We start from the raw sequence: 1,866 nt of genomic DNA, 5'->3' as shown, positions 1-1,866 counted from the left end.
ACCAGTGCCGTGGCTTGTGGCGATAACTCTACCTGTTCTTCAAAGAGCTCCTGGATGCATGTCGCAGCCGGGAACTCAGTCGCGGTATCGTTCCATTCGTACAGCACCTGCTGACGTTCAGTCGCGGGCAGGATGGCCAATCGGTCTACTGGCTGCGTGTCGTCTGTGATGACAGCTTGAAGCAATTCCTGAAAATACGATGCGTAACGGTCGATGGTTGCGGGATCAAAGAGGGCAGTGGCGTATTCTATGCCGCCAGAAATCATGCCCTCCGATTCATGGAGGTACAGGCTGAGGTCGAATTTCGACGTGGTGTTGCCGTGGGTATCATAGTGAGTGATATGTAGACCCGGCAAATTGGGCGTGCTAATACTTCCCTGAGTCCAGCTGAACAATACTTGGAATAAGGGATGTTTTGCGGAATTGCGCGGCTGACGACACAAGGCAACTACCTTTTCAAAAGGAAGGTCCTGATTCTGCTGAGCCTTTAATGATTGCGCGGCCACCTGGCGCAAAAAATCATTGGTAGTAGGCGATCCGGTCAGAGCTACACGTATTGCTAGGAGATTAATGAAAATCCCTATTAGTTGCTCAACGTCTGGTGATCCGCGGCCCGATGTTGGCACGCCAATTACTATGTCTTCCTGACCCGAGCATCTGAACAGGAGTATGGCCCAACAACTGAGTAATGTTGTGAACAACGTTATTTCATGCGTCTTGCTTAATCGCTTCAGTCCATTCGTCACCTCAGCATCAAGCTTGAATCTAGTGAGTGCTCCTGAGTAGTTTTGTTTATCAACGCGAGAAGGCTTCGTGAAAAGGTTTAGCTCTGATGGGGCTCCTTCAAGCTCCGCCGTCCAAAATAACGCCTGCTTTTTGAGCTTGTCACTCTGTAGCCATGTGTGTTGCCATGCCGCAAAATCTACATATTGAATCGGCAGCTCCGGCAAGGGATCAGAAAAGCTACCGGAAAATGCCTGATATAAAACTTCTAACTCCTTAGAGAAAATACTGACAGACTGTTGATCAGACACGATGTGATGCATAGTTACCAAGAAAACCCACTCTCTCTCCGATAGGCGAATTAGGCTGCTTCGAATAGGGAGATCGATAGATAATTCAAATGGCAGGTTTTGCTCGTCACTGATGATGCGAGAAAGCGCAGAGTTTGAGTTCTCCATCGAGCGCAAATCGTGTTCTGCGATGACAAATCGTATTTTGTCTGGCGGGATGACCTGCTGAATCGGTTTATGATCAGCGATATAAAATATCGTCCTTAGTATTTCGTGCCGCTCAATTATTCGTCTTAGAGACAGTGCGAGGGCTGTTCGATCGAGACTTCCTGCAAGATGAAGGCTTAGCGGCACGTGGTATGCGGTGCTGAAGGAGTCTATTTGGGATAAAAGCCATAGACGCTGCTGAGCAAACGACATTGGAAACTGGGTCTTCTGAATAAGGCCATCAATTACAGGCTTTAAATTAGCTTGATTTTCGTCAAAGGTTGCCATCATACGCCTCTTTTTTGGGTCAAACCAATGTTGGACTACAATTTATTCAGTAAACATCTTGCTACTAGGCTTCCCAGCCCGGGCCAAAATAACCGTTTCGTCAAGCAAATCGAGGAAGGCGGGGGATATGCCTATCTGGAGGCGGATGCGTTGTTGCGCTTAGGAGAACAGCAGCTAGGCCGATTAGCGTGGGATTAGCAAAAATGTCAAGCATCGTGATTGACGCATGCGGTTGTGTGGCGCGCAATCTGATGGCCACCTTTATGGCCATCAGGGAGTGACCTCCCAAGGCAAAGAAGTTGTCATGGCGCCCGACACGATCCAGCTTGAGCAACTCCATCCAGAGAGCGGCGATAGC

At 48.8% G+C, this 1,866-nt stretch carries 2 protein-coding genes; both read right to left on the bottom strand.

From position 1 onward, the window contains the following. Positions 1-1,511 (bottom strand): condensation domain-containing protein (locus HDF16_RS30090; protein ID WP_246410504.1); only part of this gene is annotated, 1,511 nt, incomplete at its 3' end. Between the two features lie 97 nt (positions 1,512-1,608). Further along, positions 1,609-1,866, bottom strand: a 258-nt coding sequence (locus HDF16_RS30085) for a phosphopantetheine-binding protein (protein ID WP_184224646.1), incomplete at its 5' end; no start/stop codon positions are given.

Origin of the sequence: Granulicella aggregans (assembly GCF_014203275.1) — a bacterium.
In the GTDB taxonomy this organism is placed as follows: domain Bacteria; phylum Acidobacteriota; class Terriglobia; order Terriglobales; family Acidobacteriaceae; genus Edaphobacter.
The sequence above is the reverse complement of the archived record's forward strand: the minus strand, read 5'-3'. Positions and strand labels throughout refer to the sequence as shown.